The 21,178-nt window shown below is 61.0% G+C and carries 15 protein-coding genes and 1 pseudogene; 7 read left to right on the top strand and 9 right to left on the bottom strand.

Annotation, left to right across the window (positions count from 1 at the left end):
• Positions 1 to 52: 52 nt before the first annotated feature.
• The 6 genes and pseudogenes from selB to fdnG form a co-directional block, all read right to left on the bottom strand.
• Complete coding sequence (gene selB, locus ACUN0E_RS07930) at positions 53 to 1,966, bottom strand: selenocysteine-specific translation elongation factor (RefSeq protein ID WP_445566195.1); 1,914 nt, start codon at positions 1,964 to 1,966, stop codon at positions 53 to 55.
• Positions 1,963 to 3,393, bottom strand: coding sequence for an L-seryl-tRNA(Sec) selenium transferase (gene selA, locus ACUN0E_RS07925; protein WP_445566194.1), 1,431 nt, complete (start codon positions 3,391 to 3,393; stop codon positions 1,963 to 1,965). The genes selB and selA overlap by 4 nt, the downstream gene beginning before the upstream one ends.
• 27 nt (positions 3,394 to 3,420) lie before the next feature.
• Positions 3,421 to 4,416: a formate dehydrogenase accessory protein FdhE gene (gene fdhE, locus ACUN0E_RS07920; RefSeq protein ID WP_408240266.1), complete on the bottom strand. Its 996-nt coding sequence runs from the start codon at positions 4,414 to 4,416 to the stop codon at positions 3,421 to 3,423.
• A gap of 114 nt (positions 4,417 to 4,530) precedes the next feature.
• Positions 4,531 to 5,196: a formate dehydrogenase subunit gamma gene (locus tag ACUN0E_RS07915; RefSeq protein ID WP_445566193.1), complete on the bottom strand. Its 666-nt coding sequence runs from the start codon at positions 5,194 to 5,196 to the stop codon at positions 4,531 to 4,533.
• The gene (gene fdxH / locus ACUN0E_RS07910; protein ID WP_445566192.1) at positions 5,183 to 6,115 is read right to left on the bottom strand and encodes a formate dehydrogenase subunit beta; all 933 of its coding nucleotides are present in this window, start codon (positions 6,113 to 6,115) and stop codon (positions 5,183 to 5,185) included. The genes ACUN0E_RS07915 and fdxH overlap by 14 nt, the downstream gene beginning before the upstream one ends.
• Positions 6,116 to 6,124: 9 nt before the next feature.
• Positions 6,125 to 9,192, bottom strand: a pseudogene (gene fdnG, locus ACUN0E_RS07905) (formate dehydrogenase-N subunit alpha).
• A 206-nt stretch (positions 9,193 to 9,398) separates the two neighbouring features.
• Here fdnG and selD point away from each other — a divergent pair.
• The 3 genes from selD to ACUN0E_RS07890 all read left to right on the top strand — a co-directional run bounded on the left by selD (position 9,399) and on the right by ACUN0E_RS07890 (position 12,746).
• The gene (gene selD / locus ACUN0E_RS07900) at positions 9,399 to 10,463 is read left to right on the top strand and encodes a selenide, water dikinase SelD (RefSeq protein ID WP_445566191.1); all 1,065 of its coding nucleotides are present in this window, start codon (positions 9,399 to 9,401) and stop codon (positions 10,461 to 10,463) included.
• Between the two features lie 130 nt (positions 10,464 to 10,593).
• Complete coding sequence (mnmH, locus tag ACUN0E_RS07895) at positions 10,594 to 11,661, top strand: tRNA 2-selenouridine(34) synthase MnmH (RefSeq protein ID WP_445566190.1); 1,068 nt, start codon at positions 10,594 to 10,596, stop codon at positions 11,659 to 11,661.
• A 29-nt stretch (positions 11,662 to 11,690) separates the two neighbouring features.
• Positions 11,691 to 12,746, top strand: coding sequence for a permease (locus tag ACUN0E_RS07890; RefSeq protein WP_445566189.1), 1,056 nt, complete (start codon positions 11,691 to 11,693; stop codon positions 12,744 to 12,746).
• Positions 12,747 to 12,902: 156 nt separating this feature from the next.
• Here the strand turns inward: ACUN0E_RS07890 and ACUN0E_RS07885 are convergent, their stop codons facing one another.
• Both ACUN0E_RS07885 and ACUN0E_RS07880 read right to left on the bottom strand, forming a co-directional pair.
• Entirely contained in the window at positions 12,903 to 14,213 is a 1,311-nt protein-coding gene (locus ACUN0E_RS07885) for an MFS transporter (protein WP_445566188.1), read from the bottom strand.
• A gap of 333 nt (positions 14,214 to 14,546) precedes the next feature.
• Positions 14,547 to 15,290, bottom strand: coding sequence for a GntR family transcriptional regulator (locus ACUN0E_RS07880; protein WP_445570400.1), 744 nt, complete (start codon positions 15,288 to 15,290; stop codon positions 14,547 to 14,549).
• Positions 15,291 to 15,445: 155 nt separating this feature from the next.
• Here ACUN0E_RS07880 and ACUN0E_RS07875 point away from each other — a divergent pair, with 155 nt between their 5' ends.
• Positions 15,446 to 16,744 carry an MFS transporter gene (locus tag ACUN0E_RS07875; protein WP_445570399.1) on the top strand — a complete coding sequence of 433 codons (1,299 nt, stop codon included), beginning with the start codon at positions 15,446 to 15,448 and terminating at the stop codon, positions 16,742 to 16,744.
• 2 nt (positions 16,745 to 16,746) lie between these two features.
• Entirely contained in the window at positions 16,747 to 17,637 is an 891-nt protein-coding gene (locus tag ACUN0E_RS07870) for an amidohydrolase family protein (protein WP_445566187.1), read from the top strand.
• Positions 17,638 to 17,725: 88 nt separating this feature from the next.
• On the opposite strand, the gene ACUN0E_RS07865 is transcribed toward ACUN0E_RS07870, so the two are convergent.
• Positions 17,726 to 19,048: an MFS transporter gene (locus ACUN0E_RS07865; protein WP_445566186.1), complete on the bottom strand. Its 1,323-nt coding sequence runs from the start codon at positions 19,046 to 19,048 to the stop codon at positions 17,726 to 17,728.
• 242 nt (positions 19,049 to 19,290) lie between these two features.
• Between ACUN0E_RS07865 and ACUN0E_RS07860 the strand changes: the two genes are divergently transcribed.
• Positions 19,291 to 20,034 carry an IclR family transcriptional regulator gene (locus tag ACUN0E_RS07860; protein WP_408219793.1) on the top strand — a complete coding sequence of 248 codons (744 nt, stop codon included), beginning with the start codon at positions 19,291 to 19,293 and terminating at the stop codon, positions 20,032 to 20,034.
• 74 nt (positions 20,035 to 20,108) lie between these two features.
• Positions 20,109 to 21,161, top strand: a complete 1,053-nt coding sequence (locus ACUN0E_RS07855; RefSeq protein ID WP_445566185.1) for a cyclase family protein — start codon at positions 20,109 to 20,111, stop codon at positions 21,159 to 21,161.
• Positions 21,162 to 21,178 lie beyond the last annotated feature (17 nt).

Raw genomic sequence — 21,178 nt, 5'->3', positions numbered from 1 at the left:
AACTACCTGAACGACAGAACCCTGAACGACACTTCGCAACTCAAACGCTGAATCAAAACAGATCAAACCCGCGACTATCCGTGCGCATCAGATGCAGGCCACGGTGAAAGCGAGTATATCCAACCCGGTCGAAGAATTCCAAAAGCTGAATCGCGCGTTTTCGGCCAAGACCGGTAACATCGCGAAACGGTGCAGCCGCTACCGTACCCGCGTTCTTTTGTGCTTCTAAGGCAGCAATCGAAGCCAGTTCGCGAATCACCTCCTGGTGATAAAAGAGATCACGCACGACCTGAAAAAGCTCGCCTTGCCGCGCGAGCTTACGCAGCAGCTGCCGCACGCGGTCTTCGGGTACGCCATGCGCGTTGGCCAGATCGCGCACCCATGGCGGATCGAAACGTCCGTCTTTCAGCGCCGTCAGCAGCGCCGGCGCGAGCGCGCGGTCGGCGTCGTCGAGTGTCACTGCGTGCTCAGGCAGATGCAACCAGGGTCCGCGTCTGACAATCTCGCCGCGAGCCGCCGCATCGTCGACTAACGCACGCCACAAAGCATCGTCAACGAGAGGTGCCGCGATCCGCCGCAAGCGCGATACATCCGGGCCCAGTTCGTCCGGCGAGCGTTCGTGGTACTGCCTGAGTGCCGTGGTCAGCCGCGTAGCCAGGGTCCGCCATGACGCATCTGCGATCAACAACGCATCGCTACCGGAAAGCTCCACGACGCGCGTGTTAGACGGCAACTCGAGCGCGGCTGCCTGCATGCCCGTCAGCCGTTCCAGCAACGATCGGGACAACCCATGCGGAGCCCTTGCGAGCAGCGGATCCAGTGTGCCGGTGTCGAGCATGATCTGAATCGCGTCGAGCCACGCCAGCCGCTCAGGGGAGCGACGCTTGCGTGAAGGCGCAAACGGATCGAGCACATGCCCTCCGCCAATCGTGCGATTGGCCTGCGCATTGCGCACGACAAACCGGTCGCCGGGAAGCGCACATACCGGCCGCTCGAACACAAGCTGCACACGCGCCCGTTGACCTGCGCCGAGCGACTCGCCATCGAGCAACGCGGCATGCGCCACCTGATGCTGCGTGCCCAGATGCACATGCAGCGGCGCCCAATGTTCCAGCGTCAATGGGGCATCGGCAAGCAGCGTCAGCATGACGTCGATACGTTCCGAGGCTTGCGACAGACGCGGATCGACAATCCAGTCGCCCCGATCAATCACGCTTTTGTCGATGCCCGCAAGGTTCAATGCGCAGCGCTCGCCTGCCCGCCCGATCTCGGCCGGACGATTCTGCGCATGAATGCTACGCACGCGCACGGGCTGATCTTTCGGCGCGAGCAGCATCATATCGCCTACCGCCACGCGTCCCGATACCACCGTCCCTGTCACGATCGTGCCTTGGCCTGAGAGCGTGAAGACCCTGTCGACCGCGAGACGGAACAGCCCATCGTCGCGCTTCATACGCCACGCTGCTGCCGCTTCGTGCAGATGCGCCTTCAACGCGGCCACGCCTGGATCGTCGTCACGCGTCGCGCAGGTGTCGAACACGGGTGCATCCTGCAGCACGCTGCCGCTCAGAAACACGGCGATCTCGTCGTGCACTTCCTGCAGCCGCTGCGCGTCAACGCGGTCTATCTTGGTCAACGCTATCGCGCCACGCTTGATGCCCAGCAGTTCCACAATCGCCAGATGTTCGCGCGTTTGCGGCATCACGCCGTCGTCAGCAGCAATCACGAGCAGCACGAAATCGATTCCGCTCGCGCCCGCCGTCATGGTGTGGACGAGCTTTTCGTGGCCCGGCACGTCGATCAGGCCGAGCACGTCGCCGTTTTCGAGCGGCACGTAGGCATAGCCTAGCTCGATCGAAATGCCGCGCGCTTTTTCTTCCTTGAGACGATCCGTATCGACGCCCGACAGCGCCCTCACCAGACTCGTTTTGCCGTGGTCGATATGTCCGGCCGTACCTACGATCATGCGTGCATGCTCGTCAGTTGCTCGATCAATTGCGCTTCGTCGGCGGCTTCGAGACAGCGTAGGTCGAGGCGCAACGCGTCGTCCGCGATACGGCCGATGACCGGACGCGCCATCTCCCGCAACCGCTTCTCGAGCGCGAGCAATTGACGGCCGCCACGTTTGCCGTCTGCAACTCTGACGACGAGGCCGTAGCTCGGCAGCACATCGACGGGCAACGCCCCGCTGCCGATCTGGCTAAACATAGGCTCGGCCACCACGACGTAGCGCTCTCCAGCCGCACGCTGCAGCGCAGGCTGCACCCGCTCCGCGGCGAGCCGGATGTCGTCGCTCGGGCGCGTGAGCAAGCGCAGCGTAGTCAGCCGCTCAGCGAGCTTCTCCGGTGCACGATACATCTGAAGCACGGGTTCCAGCGCCGCGAGCGTCAATTTGCCGACCCGCAGCGCGCGCTTGAGGGGATGCTTCTTGATCTTCGCGATCAAATCACGCCGGCCGACGATCAACCCGGCTTGCGGGCCGCCAAGCAGCTTGTCGCCGCTGAACGTGACAAGGTCGGCACCGGCTTCGATGGTTTCGCGCACCGTCGTCTCGCGTGGCAAGCCCCATTGCGTCAGATCGACCAGCGTGCCGCTGCCCAGGTCGACGGCAACGGCAATGCCGTGCGCGTGGGCCAGCGGTGCGATGGCGCCAACACTGACCTCTTTGGTGAATCCGTTGATCGCGTAGTTGCTCGCGTGGACTTTCATCAGCAGGGCGGTTTGCGGACCAATGGCTTCGTCGTAGTCCTTCAGGTGCGTGCGATTCGTGGTGCCGACTTCGCGCAGCCTCGCGCCCGCACGGCTCATGATGTCGGGAATGCGAAACGCGCCGCCGATTTCAACCAGTTCCCCACGCGATACGATCACTTCTTTTTTCGACGCCAACGCGGATAGCGTGAGCAATACGGCGGCGGCATTGTTGTTGACCACGGTCGCCGCTTCGGCGCCGGTCAGTTCGCAGATGAGTTCGTCGATCAGATCGTCGCGATCACCGCGCTTGCCGGTGCCGAGATCGAACTCGAGATTGGCCGGCTGCGTGAGCGCTTTCATCACGGCCTGTACCGCTTCGTCCGGCAGCAACGCGCGGCCGAGATTGGTATGCAGCACGGTGCCGGTCAAATTGAAGACGCTGCGCAAGCGGGCTGCGTTGCGCCGGCGCAGCGCGGCCTCGACCGATACCTGCAGTTGCGCGACATCGAGCGCGCTCACCGACGCGGCGCCTAGCTGCGCGCTGGCACGCCAGGTGTCGAGCGCGTGACGCAAGGCACCCAACACCTGCGTGCGGCCGAACTCCGTCAGTACCGCCGCAAACTCGGCCGACGCCATCACTTTTTCCACCGACGGCACACGCGCCATCAGCGCGCGCAATTCAGAGCCGGTTACATCGCTCACCAGGCAATCCTTTTTCTCAGTCGCGCTTCAGCCAGATACGCCGGAAGGCTCAGCCGCGCTATCGGCCCGCTCCGGCCAGAGCCACGGATGCGGCGACGCGCGCCGGTAACCTTCCGCTCCCATCAGCAGGTCCAGCGTGAGACTGGCGAGATCGTCCGCGAACGGTTCGAAATCGTAGTCCTTCGACTGAATGCCGATCTTCCGGTAAGTATGGCATTCGTCGCACGACTCCGCCTTCAAAAACGCATTCCTCGTATCGGCTTCCCGGGTGGCTTCGTCGGCGTCCTGCGAGCCGACGGCATGATAGGCAATGCCCTTGGTCGAGTCGCAGGTCGAACATTTCGAACGGACCATGTGCCACTCAGTCGCGCACAGGCCGCATTGCAGGTAGCGGTAATTGTCATATGTGCCGCCTACGCGCACCATGCTTGCGACTGGATGCGATCCGCATACGGGACACAGGCCGAGCGTCTCGATGTACGGCACCGCGCGCTTGTCGATATCGGCGGCGAGGTCAGTCCACACCACTTGTAGCGCGGCCATGATGAACGGTGCGCTCGCAGGATCGACTTCCCCGAAGCGCTGCGCGAAGATCGCGTCAGCCTGAGTATCGAGGGTGGCTTGATCGAGTGTTCGCAGCTTTTCAATGAGCGCTTCGAGCGGCGGCGTGAGCGGACCCGCGGCTTTCACCTTGTCGAGCAATTGACGCAAAACGTCGTGCCACGCCGGATCGCGTACGCCAGAGAGCGCCGGAATCAGCGGCATGGAATGCTGTTGCGCGCTCGCGATCAGTTCGGCGCTGGGCGGCTTCGCCTTGAAGCCGGTGATCACGGCTTGCTGCGCATCTGCCAGCACGGCCATCAGGCGCAAATAGCCGGCAATCGGATTGCTGCGCGCCGCGAGCTGGCGCAACCGCGCGGCGCGCGCCGAAAAGACCACCAGCCGTTCCGGTGTACGGATGCGGGGAATCGCGGTGTGATCGAGCGACTCGATATCGCCGGCTTCAAGAATGCGTTGAACCAAAGTATCAACCTCTAAAAACTGCGCTGAAAACTGAAGAACCGCCGCAGTTCATCGAACAGCCGCGGCGGCTCGAGGTGCGGTGCGCGGCAAGTTGCGCCGCGCTTCTTACCGATCCTACTTGCCGATTATTTCCTTGAACCAGTTCGGATGATGCTTTCTCGCCCAGCCGTAGGTCACGGTACCACGCGTCATCGCCCCGATCGATCCCTTGATCCACAGCGCCGCATAAATATGCACGACGATTCCCACGATCAGCACGAACGCAGTAGCGGCATGAACCAGTGCTGCGAGGCGGATGACCTCGATCGGGAAATAGAACGAGAAATAGCGCCGCCAGATCACGATGCCGCTCGCCAGCAACAGCAGCAGGCAGATCACCATCATGAAAAATAGCAGCTTTTGACCGGCGTTGTACTTACCGATCGCGGGGAGCTTTTCCTCGCGATTGTTGAGCACGTCGTCGATCTGCCTCATCCACTGGATGTCGGCGCGGTCGAGATAATTGTGGTGCCAGAAACGCAACGCAAGAATCAGGAACGACAGGAACATCACGCAGCCGACAAACGGATGCAGAATTCGCGTCCATTGCCCGCCGCCGAAGATCGCGTAGAGCCACGACATCGCCGGATGAAACATGGCGAGGCCGGAGAGCGCCAGCAAGACGAACGTGATGGCGGTGATCCAGTGATTCGTCCGTTCATTCGGCGTATAGCGCTGGATCAGACTGTTGCCCTTCACGTCTTTCAACACAACGTGCTCATGGTTTTCAGCGTGCTTCATCGGATGCCTCCTGCGAACGGCGTGCTTCATCGGCTTCGTGCTGTGCTTCGGCTTCTTCCGCCTCCGTCACCTCGTTCGGGCCGACGCGCGTGTAGTGGAAGAACCCCGCCAACGCGGCAAACGCGATACCAGCCAGCGCTAGCGGTTTCGCCAGCCCCTTCCACAGATAAACCATCGCGCTGATCTTCGGATTCTGCGGCAAGCCGTGATACAGATTGGCTTTGTCGGCGTGATGGAGCACGTACATCACGTGCGTGCCGCCCACGCCGGCAGGATCGTACAGACCCGCGTTCTGGAAACCGCGCTCCTTCAGATCGACGATCCGATCCGCCGCCTGTTGCTTCATGTCCTCCTTGGTGCCGAACATGATCGCGCCGGTCGGACAGGTTTTCACGCACGCCGGTTCCTGACCGACAGCCACGCGGTCCGAACACAGCGTGCACTTGTACGCGCGGTTGTCCTTCTTCGAAATGCGCGGCACGTTGAACGGGCAACCGGTTATGCAATAGCCGCAGCCGATGCAGTTTTCCTCATGAAAATCCACGATGCCGTTCGTGTACTGCACGATCGCGCCCGGCGACGGGCAGGCCTTCAGACAGCCCGGATCTTCACAGTGCATGCAGCCATCCTTGCGGATCAGCCATTCGAGATCGCCCTCGGTGTTCTCGTATTCCGAGAACCGCATCACCGTCCACGAATGCTCAGTGAGATCCATCGGGTTGTCGTATACCCCGTGATTGACGCCCACCTCGTCGCGCAGATCGTTCCATTCCATACACGCTGTCTGACACGCCTTGCAACCGATGCACTTCGACACATCGATGAGCTTGGCGACCGTTCCCGTGACCGGCTCGCGGATTTGGGTCTCCGGCACGGTGGTAGCCGAGAGGCGTTTGATATCCAGTGATTGCAGTGCCATCTCTTTTCCTTATGCCTTTTCGACCTTCACAAGAAACGACTTGAATTCCGGTGTTTGCGAATTCCCATCGCCCACAGAAGGCGTCAGCGTATTGACGAGATAGCCCGGCTTCGCGAGTCCCTTGAAGCCCCAATGCAGCGGCAACCCGACTGTCTGGACCATTTTCCCTTCGATCATCAGCGGCTTGATCCGCTTGGTTACGACCGCCACGGCAATGATGTGCCCGCGGTTGGAGGACACCTTGACGCGATCCCCCGCGACTACGCCCACCTCCTTCGCCAGATCCTCGCCGATTTCCACGAACTGTTGCGGCTGCACAATCGCATTCAAATGCGCGTGCTTGGTCCAGTAGTGGAAATGTTCGGTCAGACGATAGGTGGTCGCCGTATGCGGGAAGTTCTCATGCGTGCCGAACGCGGCCCGATCGTCCGGGAACACGCGCGCCGCCGGATTGCTGACGACCGCCTTGTTGTCCGGATGCAGCGGGTTGTAGCCGAGCGGTGTTTCAAACGGTTCGTAGTGCTCGGGGAACGGACCTTCCACCAAACCGTCACGCGCGAAGAAACGCGCGACGCCCTCAGGGTTCATGATGAACGGATTCATGCCGTTTTCAGGCGGTTCGTCGACCTTGAAGTCAGGAATATCCGCTCCTGTCCACGCCTTGCCGTTCCACGCAATCAGCTTGCGCGTGGGATCGAACGGCTTGCCAGCGACATCGCACGAAGCACGGTTGTACAGAATCCGCCGGTTCGCGGGCCACGCCCACGCCCAGTTCAGCGTATTGCCGATGCCGGTCGGGTCGGAGTTGTCGCGGCGCCCCATCTGGTTGCCCGCCTGAGTCCATGCACCGCAGAAGATCCAGCAGCCGCTTGCGGTGCTGCCGTCGTCCCGAAGCTGCGCGAAGCCCGCCAACTGCTCGCCCTGTTTGGCGAGCACCTTGGTTTTGTCGGTAGCGTCGGTCACGTCAGCCAGCGCTTTGCCATTGAACTCCATGGCGATCTCTTCAGGCGTCGGGCTTTCCGGGTCCGAATACGGCCAGCTCATGTTGAGAATCGGATCGGGATACTTGCCGCCGTTCTCCCTATAAGCCTTACGAATGCGCAGCCAGAGCCCTGACATGATTTCCAGGTCGCTCTTCGATTCGCCCGGGCCTTCCGCGCCCTGCCAGTGCCACTGCAGCACGCGGCTGGAACTGACCAGCGAGCCGCGCTCTTCCGCGAAACACGTGGTTGGCAGCCGGAACACTTCCGTCTGGATCGTCGCTGGATCGACGTCGTTGAACTCGCCGAAGTTCTTCCAGAACTCGGAGGTTTCAGTGGCGAGCGGATCCATGATGACGAGCCACTTCAGCTTGGCCAGACTCGCGCCGATCTTCGCCTTGTTGGGCGCCGCGGCGAGCGGGTTGAAGCCCTGCGCGATATAGCCGGTCATCTTGCCCTGGTTCATCAGCTCGAAGACCTGCAGCATGTCGTACGACTTGTCGAGCTTCGGCAGATAGTCGAAACCGAAGTTGTTCCCGGCGGTCGCGTTATCGCCCCACCACGACTTCATGAAGCTGACGTGGAACGCGCGGTAGTTACGCCAGTAGCTGAGCTGGTTCGGACGCAACGGCTGGGTTGCGCGCTTCTTGATGTACGCGTCGAAGTCCTGCTCAGCTTCCATCGGCAAAGTCATGTAGCCTGGCAACAGGTTCGACATCAGGCCGAGGTCGGTCAAACCCTGGATGTTCGAGTGACCGCGCAACGCATTCATACCGCCGCCCGCAATGCCGATGTTGCCCAGCAGCAATTGCACCATCGCGCCGGTGCGGATGATTTGCGAGCCGACCGAGTGATGCGTCCAGCCGAGCGCGTACAGGATCGTACCGGCGCGCCCAGGGACGGCCGTCGATGCCAGCATCTCGCACACCTTCAGGAATTTTTCCTTTGGCGTGCCGCAGACTTTTTCGACCTGCTCGGGCGTATAGCGCGAGTAGTGCTGCTTCATCAATTGATAGACACAGCGCGGGTGTTGCAGCGTCGGATCGACTTTGGCAAAGCCGTCGTCGCCGAGCTCGTAATCCCACGAACTCTTGTCGTAGCTGCGCTTATCCGCGTTGTAGCCGGAATACAGACCATCCGTGAACGAGAAATCCTCGCGCACGATGAACGGCATATCCGTGTAATTTTTGACGTACTCGTGCTGAATCTTGTCGTTGGTGAGTAAATAGTTGATCACCCCGCCCAGGAACACGATGTCCGAGCCGGTTCGAATCTGCGCGTAGTAGTCCGCGACCGATGCCGTACGCGTAAAGCGCGGATCGACCACGATCAACCTTGCCTTGCGATGCGCCTTCGCTTCCGTGACCCACTTGAACCCGCACGGGTGCGCCTCGGCCGCATTGCCACCCATTACCAGAATCACGTCCGCGTTCTTGATGTCGACCCAATGGTTCGTCATCGCTCCACGGCCAAACGTCGGGGCAAGACCTGCCACCGTCGGGCCATGTCAGACACGTGCCTGATTATCGAATGCGAGCATGCCAAGACTGCGAACAGTCTTGTGCGTCAAATATCCCACTTCATTACTACCGGCCGATGCAGCGAGCATGCCGGTGGTCAGCCAGCGGTTGACCTTCTTGCCGTCTTCCGTCGTCTCGACGAAATTGGCATCGCGGTCTTCCTTCATCAGCTTGGCGATACGGTCTAGCGCGTCTTCCCACGAAATCCGCGTCCATTCATTCGATCCAGCCGCGCGGTACTCCGGATACTTCAGACGGCTCGGACTGTGAATGAAGTCGATCAGGCTCGCGCCCTTCGGGACAACGTGCCGCGATTCACCGGGTGATCGGGATCGCCTTCAATATGGATGATGCTGGACTTTGCGTTCTTGGCGTTGTCGCCAAGTCCATACATCAGGATGCCGCAGCCCACCGAACAGTACGGGCAGGTGTTGCGGGTTTCAGTTGTGCGCGACAGTTTGTACTGACGGACTTCGGCTAGCGCGGGTGCCGGAGAGAAGCCCATGAGGGCCAAACTTGATCCGGCGAGCGTGCTGGCGGAGACCTTCAGAAACTGTCGCCGGGACATGTGGGTCATGTAATGGCCTCAGCTTTTTTGGGGATACTAAAATCGATTATAGAAGCCGATATGAAGTCCTGCAGCGAGACTGTGCATCTGATTGACATTGTCAAATATGAAGCGCCGCAGCCGATTTCAACGAAGCCGGTGGGTGGCCGCCGTCCTGCGCCACGCGCGAACAACCGCCATAATGCGGTCATTCGAAGCCCGAAATCCGCTCCACAATGACCGATACCCTCCCTGCCGCAAGCCATTCACCCCGCCTGACCAGCCTGTCGCACGGCGGAGGCTGCGGCTGCAAGATCGCCCCCGGCCTGCTCGCCGATCTGCTCAAGCGCAGCGCGCCGCTGCCGTTCTTTCCCGACCTGCTGGTCGGCAACAATACCGCCGACGACGCGGCTGTCTACAGGCTCAACGATGAGCAGGCGATCGTCGCCACCACCGACTTCTTCATGCCGATCGTCGACGATCCGTTCGATTTCGGCCGCATCGCCGCAACCAATGCGCTGTCCGATGTCTATGCCATGGGCGGCAAGCCACTCATGGCGCTGGCGATTGTCGGCATGCCGATCAATGTGCTGCCGCACGACGTGATCGCAGCGGTGCTGATGGGCGGCGAGTCCGTCTGCGCCGAGGCCGGCATTCCGCTCGCTGGCGGCCATTCGATCGATTCGGTGGAACCCATATACGGCCTGGTTGCGATCGGTGTGGTCGATCCGCGCCGGGTCAAACGTAATGCCGGTGCGCAAGCGGGCGACGTGCTGATCCTCGGCAAGCCGCTGGGCGTGGGCGTGCTATCGGCGGCATTGAAAAAGGACCGGCTCGATTCAAACGGCTATGCCGCGATGATCGCGGCCACGACCAAGCTCAACCGGCCGGGCGCGGCGCTGTCCGCGCTCGACGGCGTGCACGCCCTCACGGACATCACCGGTTTCGGCTTGCTGGGTCATACGCTGGAATTGGCGCGCGGCTCGAATCTGACCGCTCGCGTGCGCTATGCGGATTTGCCTTGGCTGCCGGGCGTGCTCAGCTTTGCGGAGGCCGGCATTTTTACCGGTGCTTCGGGGCGTAACTGGGACGCTTACGGCAAAGACATCCTGTTGCCGAACTCATTGCCGTCGACTGCCCGCACCCTGCTCACCGATCCGCAAACCTCGGGCGGTCTGCTGGTATCGTGCGCGTCGGAAACGGTCGACGAGGTGCTCGCCCTATTCCGCGCCGACGGTTTCGACGAGGCGCGCGTAATCGGGGAAATGGTCAGCGGAGAAAAGCGAGTCGAGGTGATCTGACCAGCAAGTGGGGTTTGTGGGCGAGGCAAGGCGCACGGTCTGGAAGCGGGGCTGAACGGCCCGCCAGCCGGCATTCACGGAGCATGCGATAATTTCGCTCCTCCTGCCGGTTCGTTTCGTCCGTAAGCCCTTGAAAAACCTACTCGTCCGCCTCGATCAAGCCGGTGATTTCGATGAAATCATCGATGTGCGCACGCCTCTCGAATTCGCCGAAGACCACATTCCCGGCGCGCTCAATGCGCCTGTGCTGAGCAACGAAGAGCGGGTTCTGGTCGGTACGACTTACAAACAGGTCTCGCCGTTCGAAGGCACGCGGATCGGCGCGGCGCTGGTTGCGCGCAATATCGCGCATCACCTGGAAACGACTTTTGCCGACCGGCCACGCAACTGGCGGCCGCTGATCTATTGCTGGCGCGGCGGGAAGCGCTCAGGTTCGGTCACAACGCTCTTCAATATGATCGGCTGGCCGGCACGTCAGCTGGACGGCGGCTATAAAGGCTATCGGCGCGCAACGCTGGACACCCTCGACTCATTGCCGAAGGCATTCAACTACATCGCGCTGGTAGGCCCGACAGGCAGCGGCAAGACACGCCTGCTCGAAGCGCTGAATCAGGCCGGTGCGCAGACGTTGGATCTCGAAGCGCTGGCGGCCCATCGCGGCTCGCTGCTCGGCGCGTGGGCAGGCGTTGCGCAACCGTCGCAGAAGCGCTTCGACACGCTGCTGGTGAGCGCCCTGCGCACGTTCGATCCCAAACGGCCGGTATTCGTCGAAGCGGAAAGCCGGCGGATTGGTTCGATTTCGCTGCCGCTCGCGCTCCTCGATACGTTTCATCAGGGCGCCTGCGTCGACGTGTTATCGAGCCACGAAGACCGCGCGGCGTTCCTGCTGCACGACTATGCGCATCTGTTCGACGATCCGGAATCGTTGAAAGCGCAACTGCAGAAGATGATCGGTTTGCATAGCCGCGAGCGTGTTATGGGATGGCAACACCTCGTCGATGAAAATAGCCGGGCCGAACTCGCCCGCGAGCTGATCGAACGGCACTATGATCCGGCATACGCGCGCAGCAGCCATCAGCATTTCGTCCACCTGCCGCGTGCATTGCAAATGAATTTTCGACCCAACGACGCCGATGTCGTCGAGCAGGCACAAGCACTCCTCGCTCAACTCGATAACAGCGCACTCGCCGTCATCTGATCCAAAAACTAAAGTTAAGACCATTCATCATGCAATCAACCCTTCGGCAGCCCCGTGTCGCCCTTGGCTGGATCGTGTTTCTGCTGATCGCCGTCGTCGGCCTCTTCTATGTGAAGTGGTTCCCGTACTACAACCGCGCCTTCGTCGCCGCGAGCCAGCACTCCATCGGCAAGTCGATCCTGATGGGCACGTCGTCGAGCGCACCGGCGGCGTCGTGGCAGGCGGCCATCGATTACGCGCTGGCCTACGGCAAGGCGATCTGGCAAGCCATGGTGCTGGGCCTTCTGCTGGGCTCGGCGGTGCAGGCGTTGATTCCGCCACAGTGGGTCGCGCGTGCGCTCGGCCGGAGCGACTTCAGCAGTGTGGTGAAGGGTGGCCTGATGTCGTTGCCGGGCATGATGTGCACGTGCTGCGCGGCGCCGGTCGTGGCCGGCTTGCGCGCCCGTCAAGCCGCACCGGGCGCGGCGATCGCGTTCTGGCTGGGTAACACGGCCCTCAATCCGGCCACATTGATCTTTATGGGCTTCGTGCTCGGCTGGCAATGGATGGGCTTGCGGCTTGCCCTGGGCCTCCTGATGGTGTTCGGACTCGGCTATCTGGTGAACCGTATGGTCACGCCGAAAGAAGCCGAAGCATCGCGCGAAGCCATGGCGCAACTGGTCACCCGCGACGATCCAGGCACCGCGTTCACGCGCTGGGTGAAGATCCTCGGAACCATGACGCTGCGGCTGATTCCTGAATACATCGTGCTGGTGCTGATTCTCGGCGCAGCGCGGGCATGGCTGTTTCCGCACATCGGACCCAGCATCGATAACAGCCTGCTGTGGATCATTGCGTTGTCGATTGCCGGCACCTTGTTCGTGATTCCGACCGCTGGCGAAGTGCCGATCATTCAGGCCATGCTCTCCTTCGGCATGGCCGCCGGACCGGCTGGCGCATTGCTGATGACGCTGCCGCTGATCAGCGTGCCATCAATGGCGATGCTCGGCCGTTCGTTTCCCAGTCGCGTGCTGACGGTGGTGACGCTGGCAGTGGTGGCTTGCGGGGTGGTCAGCGGGTTATTGGCTATTGCTTTGGGCTTCTAAACGATGAAACGTATTGCAGCATTCTGTCTAACGAGCTGGTCGGCCGCGGGCCTTCTCTACTTCGGACAGCATTCGGTGGCCCTGATCGTCGTCAGTGGGGTCGTCGCGCTAGCCGGCTTCGATCTGCTCCGCCCTTGAGGGGATCAACGAGACGACTTAAGTCGGACGAATCGTCGGCGACTCGAGCGTCATCCTGCGACGCGCGCCGATCAGCGCGGCGAGCGCCGTGCCGATCCCCAACGCGAACAGGCACGCCGTAGGCACCAGCATCGGCGCGACGTGGCTGTGTGCCACCTTGCCGACATAAGGCATCAGGTTCTGCCCGGCAAAGCCGCCGAGATTGCCAATCGCGTTGATCGCCGCCACGCTAGCCGCGGCTCTCGCGCCCGAAAAGAACCGCGGGGGCAGCGACCAGAAACACGGATAAAGCAAGGGAATACATGCTCCGCCAAGGCACAGCGCGGCGAAGCGCATCGACGCGGTCGGCAGGACGAGGCTCGACGCGAAGCAAACGACGCCGATGCCCGCCACCACGCTCATCGCCTTCAGGACGACGCGCTCACGCTTGAGCTTGCCCGGCAGCCACAGCAGAAGCAGCGTTGCGAGCGCCCACGGAATCATGTTCAGCACACCGTTCAGTGACGACGATACGCCGTCGCTTTTCAGCAGCGTCGGCATCCAGTAGGTCACCCCGTACAGCGACGTCGACATCAGCATGTACGTCAACGCGAACATGAGAACCTTCGGATCGAGCAACGCGCCCCAAGGCCGCGTCGCTTTAGCGTCATCCGACGCTTCCCGCTTGAGCGCGGCGATGACGACGTCTTTCTCCTGTTGCGAAAGGAACGGCGCATCCTTCACCGAATTCGGCAAATATTTAAGCGCGACGAACGCAATCAGAATGGCAGGAATGCCGGTGGCGATAAACACCCACTGCCAACCCGCGAAGCCCCACGTGCCGCCGAGCGTCAGCAGAAGACCGCCGACCAGCGAGCCCAGCATATTGGCAAGCGAACTGCCCAGCGTGAAGAACCCCAGTACTTTGGTGCGATAGCTTTGTGGGAACCACTGCGTGAGGTAGTAGATGACGCCGGGATAAAAACCGGCTTCGGCAACGCCCAGTGCGAAGCGAAAGGAATAGAAGGCGGGCAACGAGCGCGCGAACGCCATCAGCACCGTGACCACACCCCAGGTCATCATGATGCGTGCGAGCCAGGTCCGCGCGCCGAAACGATGCAGCGCCAATGTGCTCGGCACCTCGAAGATAAGGTAGCCGATGAAGAACAGCGAGGCCCCCAGCCCGTATGAAGCTTCCGTCATGCCGAGGGCGTGCACCATCTCCAGCTTGGCGAAACCGACGTTCTGGCGGTCGATAAACGAAATCAGAAACATGACGATCAGAAGCGGCATGAGCCGCCACGCCATCTTCTTCATTACCTGCTGCTCAAATCCTGCCTGCGTCGACATGTCTGCTCCGGGTTTCGCCGGCCGCCATCGACACTCGTCTCACGGCACAGCAGCCGCTACGTCGAGAAAACGGCCAGATATGATGTAGTCATATATATGTTTATATGAATTGGCATTGGACGCCATGAGGTGATACCCGAATAGGCGCGTACCGTCCTAGCGATCCTGGCGGCGCTGTGTTCAAGAAACGGTGGGTAAGGCTGAGGCTGAGGCGCACCAGCAAGCGCGGGACCGATCAAGATAGACCCCGTCGCAGCCGATGAAGCGAGGCCTGATACAGCGCGATCGATCACACGCCGGATCAGCCCTGCGGTATTCCAGCGGGCCGTTGGCTCAGCGAATTTCCACCTGGTACTGAAACGCCGTGGCGGCCCCGCGCGTGCTGCGCCATTCGAACGGCGTACCCGCAAAGTCCGACGCGACACGCTGAACCTGAATGACGGGGCTGCTGAGTTTCACATCGAGAAGCGAGGCGTCGTCGGACGTGGCTTGCTCTACTTTTAGAATTTCCGTAGCGGACGCCACGATCTGCCGGCAAAGGCGCTCGTACAACGGATACAGCAAGTCCTCGAAATCACCGAGCGGCAACGTGGCCAACGGTTCAAAACGCCCGCGCGGCAACCAGATTTCTTCAGACAGAACCGCCTGACCTTCGATCAGTCGCACACGCGACAGGTGGATGGCTTTCTCGGAGGCTTTCATCCGCAAAGTAGAGCGAATTTCTTCGCCAGGCTTCACGATTTCACGCTTGAGCACGCGCGCTGTCGGCCGCACCGGCTCACCAGTGCGCGACTTGAAACGGAAGAAGCGAAACAGCGACGAATCGAAACGAGGCCGGCGAATGAACGTGCCCTTGCCCTGGCTACGCGTAAGCACGCCGTCGACAACGAGCAGATCAATTGCCTTACGAACCGTTCCAGTGGAGACGTTATAGAACTGCCCCAACTCCGCCTCTGTGGCGATGGCTTCCTCCAGCGCCCACTCACCTGCGGCAATGCGGCCAACCAGGTCGTCACGCAATTGCTGATAACGGGGCAACCGACCATCCGGCTTGGTCACGAAAGAGGCCGCTTCCATAGTAATCATATAGTTGTTCAGAGGAGTAACTACTGTACAACATCCCGCGGCGGCGGCGTGAGCAAGGGTTAATACTCAATGACTTTTCATGGCTTTGCGACCACCATTCATATAGTCATATATATGACAATATGATAAGCATGACGGAGATAGCTATGTTCACGTGGTACAAGCAGGGCACGCCCCTCGAACGCAACACCTTTTGGGGGTGCTTTGCGGGTTGGGGGCTCGACGCGCTCGACGTGCAGATGTTCACCCTCGCCATTCCCGCGATCATTGCCGCGTATGGCATCGACCATACGCAGGCCGGCGCGATCAGCAGCGTGACGTTGATATCGTCGGCACTCGGCGGCTGGATCGCAGGTGCGTTGTCGGACCGCATTGGGCGAGTCCGGACGTTGCAAATGACGATCCTCTGGTTCGCCGGCTTCACCTTTCTCTGCGCGTTCGCGCAAAACTTCCCGCAACTCCTGATTCTCAAGGCGCTGCAAGGATTCGGATTCGGCGGCGAGTGGGCCGCAGGTGCCGTACTGATGGCGGAAACCGTTCGTACCGAACACCGCGGCAAGGCGATGGGTGCAGTACAAAGCGCCTGGGCGGTTGGGTGGGGCGCGGCCGTGCTGGTGTATGCCGCGGCGTTCTCCTGGTTGCCGTCGGACACTGCATGGCGCGTGATGTTCGCCGTCGGCCTGGTGCCGGCGTGCCTTGTTCTATTCGTACGCCGCAATCTGAAAGAACCGGTACGCATTGCGCCTGCAAGCACAGCACCCAAGGTCTCGGTGCTCGGGCAGATAACCCAGGTCTTCCAGCCGCGTGTGCTCCGGACCACCATAATCGGCGCCGTGCTAGGCACCGGCGCTCATGGCGGGTACTACGCGATCATGACCTGGCTGCCCACCTTCCTTGCCAAAGAACGGCACCTGTCGGTCCTGAACACCGGTGGCTATCTGGCGGTCGTGATCGTGGCTTTCTGGTGCGGCTGTATGGCAAGCGCCTATCTGCTCGACCGCATTGGCCGCCGGCGCAACGTCGCCCTCTTCGCGTTCTGCTGCATCGTTACGGTTCTCGCTTATGTGATGCTGCCGCTGACCAACACGCAAATGCTCGTGCTGGGCTTCCCACTCGGCTTGTTCGCCGCGGGCATCCCGGCAAGCCTCGGACCGCTTTTCAATGAACTGTATCCGGCCGACATGCGCGGCACGGGCGTCGGATTCTGCTACAACTTCGGACGGATCGCCTCGGCGGGCTTTCCTGTCCTCGTCGGCTACATGAGTCATTCGATGTCGCTCGGTATGGCGATCGGCATCGACGCAGCCATTGCTTACGGCCTCGCAATGATCGCTGTGTTGCTGCTTCCCGAGACGCGCGGCAAACGTCTGCGTGGCGTGGTACCTGAATCTGCGCCCGATGCCGCCGACAATGCACGATTGACCCTGGACTCGCCGCGGAACTGACCATGAGTGCGCCCGCCTCCTCCCTCACCCGGTTTCACTCCTCCCGCGTGGACACTCACGCGCACGTCTTCCAGAGAGGCTTGCCGCTCGCGGATAGCCGACGCTACGCACCTGGCTACGACGCAACGCTCGACACCTATTTGCAACTGCTGGACACGCACGACATCGGGCACGCGGTTCTGGTACAGCCGAGCTTTCTCGGGATAGACAATCGATACCTGTTGGGAGCACTGTCCCGAGACACACGCCGCTTAAGAGGCGTAGCGGTCGTCGCGCCTGATGTTTCCGAGGAAGAGTTGGTCGAACTGCATGGTCAAGGGATAGCCGGTATACGGCTCAACCTGATCGATCAGCCATTGCCGGATCTCGCAGCGAAATCATGGACACCCTTGCTCGAACGATTGTCAAGACTGGGTTGGCACGTCGAACTACACCGGAATGCGCGGGACCTGGCGCCGATGCTCGACCGGCTGCTGGAGGCCGGGGTACCCGTGGTCGTCGATCATTTTGGACGACCCGACCCTGAGAAAGGAATTCACGATCCCGGCTTCAAAACGTTGCTCGGGTATGGCAGAACTGGCCGCGTGTGGGTCAAGGTCTCGGGCGCCTACCGATGTGCGCTTGCCGGTTCTGACTTTGTGCATGAGGCGACGAGTCGGCTTGTCGAACACTTCGGCGCTGAGCGGCTGATGTGGGGAAGCGACTGGCCCCATACCCAGTACGAACAGGTGATGAACTACGGCCAGTCGTTATCGACGCTATTGGAACTCAGCCTGGACGCAGCGGTGGTCGACGCGATTCTATGCACAACCCCTGCCTCGTTCTACAGCTTCGAGCAGGAATCCGGGAACTGCAGCGTGTCGACAACGACGGCACTGCAGCGCGGTTCCTGAGCGAAGCGGCCAGGCCAAAGTCCGCCTCGTCGGCGACGGCGGACTGCTTCTTCAGGCTAGTGGCAGCACGCTTTCGGCCAGAGAGCGATCAGTTCTGCGCCAGCGCAGCCGAACGGGCTGCGTCGCGCGCCCCCTCCTGATGCATACGCGTGATCAATCCCAGCGCACAGAACAGCGTAATCAGTACATGCAAAATCCCCAACGCGACGACTGAAAGAATCGATCCGGTCGCGCCCAGCAAGTACTGTCCGAGAATCGGCGTAGTACCGGCGAACACCATGCCGCAAATCTGATAGGAAAGCGAAATACCGGTGTAGCGCACCTGAACCGGGAACGACTTCGCCAGAATGCCGGCCATCGCGGCGTAGTACAGCGAGTGCGGAATCGAGGCGAGTGCCATGCCCAGCATCGCCAGTTTCGTCGAGCCGGTGGCGATCAGCGAGAACATCAGCGGCAGTGCGACAATTTCAGGCACCAGCATGTAAATGACCGCTTTTTTCAAGTCCATTTTCGTGGCGAGTACCGCGCCGAACGGCTGCACAATGAGTTGCACAATGATCGCGCCGGTAATCACCGTGAGAAACTGCGTGCGGTCGAAACCGATGCTCGTTACCGCCCACGACAACGCAAAAGTCGTTTTGAAGTAAGTTGCCGACAGGCCGATCACGCAGGCGCCCACGCCCATCGCCACCAGGCCTTTATGGTTGCGCAAGACTTCGCCGATTGGCAGTTTCGCGACCTGGTTCCTGTCCTTCAACTCCTGCATGGCCGGCGACTCTTCAACGCTCATGCGGATAAACATGCCAACCACCACCAGCAACGCTGAGAACAGAAACGGAATGCGCCAGCCCCACGTCATAAACTGGTGATCGGGCAGCATCGAAATCAGCAGGAAAGCCACGGTCGCCAGCAGGTTGCCCGCAGGCGAGCCTTGCTGCGCGAAAGCGGAATAGAGAATCTCCTTGCCCTTCGGCGCGTGTTCCGACGACAGCACCACGGCGCCGCCCCACTCACCGCCCATCGCAATACCCTGCATCAGACGGAGCAGAATCAGCAACGCGGGCGCTAATAGCCCGACCTGGTTGTAGGTGGGCAGCAGACCCATGCCAGTCGTGCAACAACCCATCAGCATCAGCGTGATGATCAGCGTCTTCTTGCGGCCGACCTTATCGCCGAGGTGACCGAAGATGATCCCGCCGATCGGCCGCGCCAGAAAGCCGACCCAGAAAGTTGCGAACGCCGCGAGCGTGCCGGCCAACGCCGAGGTTGTCGGGAAGAAGATCTTGCCGAGCACTAGCGCCGCCGCCGTGCTGTACGCATAGAAGTCATACCATTCGATCGTTGTCCCAACGAATGATGCAATGCCCGCTTTGCGGGCATTTCGGTGTTGCGTTTCGAGCGTGAGCGCCATCGTGGTACGTCTCCATTTTGTGTCGCGAATGCACGAGACGGACTCAGCGTCCGCTCATCGCTTTTGTTCGCACAAAGAACTTACATTCCTTTAGCGAACAGAAAGCGCGACTATAGGGATCGCTCCTAACGGGCGTCAATTAAGGGATTACCCTTAAACCACTCCATAGCAGGACATCAGGGCATAGGTGTATACCCCGCACCCTATTGCCATCGTGTTATCGAAATACCGATAATGTTCTCATGGATGTGAAAACTGCAGTGCGCGTCTTCGACGTGATAAATCTCTTTGCCGAAGTGCGGCAGCCCATGATCTATAGCGAGATCGCGCGTCGAACCGAGATCCCGCTATCGAGTTGTCACGCGCTCTTGCAAACGATGGTGGCCAAGGGCTATCTCTACGCACCGGGCGTGAAGGCCGGCTATTACCCAACGCAACGGCTGTTGCATGTCGCTCGCGACATTTGCAGCGAGGACCCGTTGACGCTGCTGTTCCAGCCGCTGCTCACCTCCCTGCGCGACGCCACCGGCGAGACCGCGGCGCTCGCCACGCTGGCCGGCAACCGCGTCGTCTATCTCGACGTGATGGAATCGCGCCAGAAAATCCGTTATAGCGACGAGCCTGGCGGCTTCATGTACCTGCATGCCAGCGCGGCGGGCAAGGCTTTGCTCGGCGCCCTTTCCACAGACGCGCGGCGCAAGCTGCTCGACAGTTGCGAGCCCCTGACCGCATCGACCGATGGTTCGGTGATCGACCGGAAGACGCTGGAGGTCGAAGTGGAGCAGGGCGTGAAGAACGGCTGGCATCGCTCGACGGGCGAAAACGTCGAAGACGTGGCTGGACTGGCACGCGGTTTCCTGATTCATGGCGAGGCGTTCGCGCTCGTGATTGGCGGCCCGAAGGCGCGGCTGTTGAAAAACGAACCCCGCGCGATCGAAGCGCTGCTTGAAATTTATGGCCAGATCCCGCCTGCACTGCTCGCGTGACAACGCGCACTGCCGTTCATTGCTTGCGCTCCGAACGGCGAAGCGCACAGGCCAGATCAGCAAAGGAACGTGAAATGCGCTGGAAGAACAAACCCGAAGGATCGAACTGGGGCGACTTCGGCCCCGACGATCAACTCGGCAGGCCGAATCTGATCGGCACGGAACAGGTCCTCAAAGGCGCGCGTGAAATCCGTGCAGGGTTGAGCTTCTGCCTGTCGTTGCCGCTCGACTTTCCCGGCGACAGCAAGCTCAACGTGCGCCGTCATCCCCCCGTGCTACGGCCGACGTTCAAAGACGGCTTGCCCTACGTCAACTTCCCGTTCGCGCGCAACGAAGCCGGCGCGACCGACGTGGTCAGCGACGACCAGGTGCTGTTGAGCCTGCAGTACTCGACGCAATGGGATTCGCTCGCGCACGTGGGCGCACGCTTCGATGCGGACGGCGACGGCGTGCCGGAAAGCGTCTACTACAACGGCTATCGCGCCAATACAGATATCGTCGGGCCGATCGAGTACCGGGCGGACGAAGGCTTCGCGCCACATGCTTGCGGCAGCGAACACAGCCATGCCGACGTGCTCGGCATTGAGAACCTCGCCGTGAAGGGCATGCAGGGTCGCGGCGTACTGGTCGATCTGGTGGCGCACTATGCGCGCGAACATCGAACGGTCGGCTATGACGATCTGATGTTTGCGATCGAAGCCGATCACGTCGAGATCGAACGCGGCGACATGCTGGTGCTGCGTACCGGTTTCGCCGAGATGGTGCTGGAAATGAATCGCCAGCCTGACGAAAGCGTGCTCAATAGCCACTGCTGCGCACTCGACGGCCGCGACGAACGCCTGCTGCAATGGATCACCGATTCCGGCATCGCCGCGCTCGCTGCGGATAACTACGCAGTGGAACGCTATCCAGCACGCGCACCGGCCAGGCCTGGCGAGCATCCGTTGATGCCACTGCATCACCATTGCCTCTTCAAGCTTGGTTTGCCGCTCGGAGAACTCTGGTACTTGCGCGATCTCGCCGTGTGGCTGCGCGCCAACGGCCGCTCGCATTTCATGCTGACGGCGCCGCCGCTCAGGTTGCCGGGCGCGATGGGTTCGCCAGTTACGCCGATTGCCACCGTCTGAGCCTTTCCTCTTTTATT

Source organism: Paraburkholderia sp. D1E (genome assembly GCF_052682275.1).
This window is presented reverse-complemented; position numbering and strand designations above follow the sequence as displayed.

What these genes read in the sequence shown, in the direction of transcription:
- selB (WP_445566195.1), bottom strand. Translation starts at nt 1,966, where the DNA reads ATGATCGTAGGTACGGCCGGACATATCGACCACGGCAAAACGAGTCTG.
- ACUN0E_RS07890 (WP_445566189.1), top strand. Translation starts at nt 11,691, where the DNA reads ATGCAATCAACCCTTCGGCAGCCCCGTGTCGCCCTTGGCTGGATCGTG.
- selD (WP_445566191.1), top strand. Translation starts at nt 9,399, where the DNA reads ATGACCGATACCCTCCCTGCCGCAAGCCATTCACCCCGCCTGACCAGC.
- ACUN0E_RS07855 (WP_445566185.1), top strand. Translation starts at nt 20,109, where the DNA reads ATGCGCTGGAAGAACAAACCCGAAGGATCGAACTGGGGCGACTTCGGC.
- ACUN0E_RS07870 (WP_445566187.1), top strand. Translation starts at nt 16,747, where the DNA reads ATGAGTGCGCCCGCCTCCTCCCTCACCCGGTTTCACTCCTCCCGCGTG.
- ACUN0E_RS07865 (WP_445566186.1), bottom strand. Translation starts at nt 19,048, where the DNA reads ATGGCGCTCACGCTCGAAACGCAACACCGAAATGCCCGCAAAGCGGGC.
- ACUN0E_RS07860 (WP_408219793.1), top strand. Translation starts at nt 19,291, where the DNA reads ATGGATGTGAAAACTGCAGTGCGCGTCTTCGACGTGATAAATCTCTTT.
- fdxH (WP_445566192.1), bottom strand. Translation starts at nt 6,115, where the DNA reads ATGGCACTGCAATCACTGGATATCAAACGCCTCTCGGCTACCACCGTG.
- ACUN0E_RS07915 (WP_445566193.1), bottom strand. Translation starts at nt 5,196, where the DNA reads ATGAAGCACGCTGAAAACCATGAGCACGTTGTGTTGAAAGACGTGAAG.
- ACUN0E_RS07875 (WP_445570399.1), top strand. Translation starts at nt 15,446, where the DNA reads ATGTTCACGTGGTACAAGCAGGGCACGCCCCTCGAACGCAACACCTTT.
- ACUN0E_RS07880 (WP_445570400.1), bottom strand. Translation starts at nt 15,290, where the DNA reads ATGGAAGCGGCCTCTTTCGTGACCAAGCCGGATGGTCGGTTGCCCCGT.
- ACUN0E_RS07885 (WP_445566188.1), bottom strand. Translation starts at nt 14,213, where the DNA reads ATGTCGACGCAGGCAGGATTTGAGCAGCAGGTAATGAAGAAGATGGCG.